Annotated in this window: 1 protein-coding gene; it reads right to left on the reverse strand. The window is 36.8% G+C overall.

Features of this window, described 5'->3' with window-relative positions:
• Positions 1–46: 46 nt before the first annotated feature.
• A protein-coding gene (locus DZB84_RS24565) for an IS3 family transposase (RefSeq protein ID WP_116354910.1) occupies positions 47–1,605 on the reverse strand; the annotation gives its coding sequence in 2 pieces (ribosomal slippage) (positions 47–963 and positions 963–1,605; 1,560 coding nt in all).
• Positions 1,606–1,674: the final 69 nt, after the last annotated feature.

Below are 1,674 nucleotides of genomic sequence, written 5' to 3' on the forward strand. Positions count from 1 at the left end.
TGAACTGCCCCCTGTCAAGTAGACAGTGGAAATAATAAAAAATGACCTAAGCGGCTTTAGCTCTATATTCCATAGGGCTGAGGCCGTTTAGTCGTTTTTGATATCTATTGTGATTATAGAAATAAATATACTCATCTATCGCTTTAGACAATTCTTTAAATGTCTCATACTTACGTAAATAATACTTCTCGCATTTGAGTGTTCCCCAAAATGATTCCATTGGTCCATTATCTATACATCTTCCTACTCTGGACATGCTTTGTGGCATTTCTGCCTTGGCTATTTTACGTTTGAAGCCATGAGAAGTGTATTGAAAGCCACGGTCACTATGAATAAGAGGATGTTCTCCATCCAATAATTTAGTAGCTTGGTCAAGTGTCTTGAACACGAGTTTATTGTTATTTGAATGTCCTAATACGTAACTAACAATCGATCCATCATATAGATCACGAATAGCGCTTAAATAGGCTTTCTTTGAGGTTCCATATTTAAATTCTGTGACATCAGTTACCCATTTTTGATTTGGTTTTTCGGCCGTGAATTCTCGATTCAACACATTATCTGCCACATGTTGAGGAGTTGAGTGCTTATAACGTTTCTTCTTTTGACGAATGACAGACTGTATACCAGCGACTTTCATCAGTCTATAATAACGTTTGTGATTGAAGTTTTGCCCAAGCTTTCGATTAATGGTCATCATCATACTACGATAACCATAGATGCCTTCTACTTCTTCATGAAGAACTTTCATCTCTTTAATAATTTCTTCATTCTGAAGTTCCCGTTCAGAAGGTGTACGCTTTAGCCACTTATAGTAAGCTCCCCGTGTAATACCAGCGATTTTACAAAGTAAGAGAATACTTAGATTTTCTTTCTTATGAAGTTCCTGAATAGCGACGTACTTATCCTCAAATCGGATTTGGCTTATTTTCGCCTCCTTTCGATCTCCTCTAACTTTTTTAAGAATAAATTCTCCGCACGTAACCGTTCATTTTCTCTTTCTAACTTTTTCATTTGAAGTTTGATTTTCTCTTCTGGAGTTAGCTTAGCTTCTTCTTTCTTATGACCACGCTTATCTTTCAGCGCTTCATCTCCGCCATCCTCATACTTCTTAACCCATTGATATACCTGCTGGTATGAGACATTATAGACTTCGGCTGCCCTCTGATAATCTTTCCGATTTTTAATGCAGTAGTTCGCTATTTCAATTCTCTCTTCTACTGTTGTTTTTCTACCTTTGGTCATAGACTGGTTTCTCCCCTTCGAAGTTTCCTTCAATTCTCTATGACCATTATAAAGCTTAATCCATCCTTGCAGTACAGAGTGACTAGATATTTCGTACTTATGAGTTAACTCAATAAGAGAATAGTCTCCAGACAAGGCATCTCTTACGGCAGCTAACTTTAATTCCTTTGAATATCGCTTCCAACCATTGGATCTTTCAAGCCCGTCTAAACCAAATTGCTCGTACTTTTCTCTCCAAGTATAAAGAGTTCGCTCAGAGATTTGATGTCTCTGGAGAAACTCCCCTAAGGTTAATTCTCCCTTTTCATAAGCTTTTAAAATTTTATATTTTTCTTCCTTAGAAAACTTACTTTTAGCCATACAAAAAACTCCCCCAAAGGAAACAGATTTTTTTATTTCATCTGTCTACCTTTAGGGGAGCATATCATT

It is taken from the genome of Bacillus sp. HNG (genome assembly GCF_003400205.1).
Classification (GTDB): Bacteria; Bacillota; Bacilli; order Bacillales; family Bacillaceae_L; genus Ferdinandcohnia.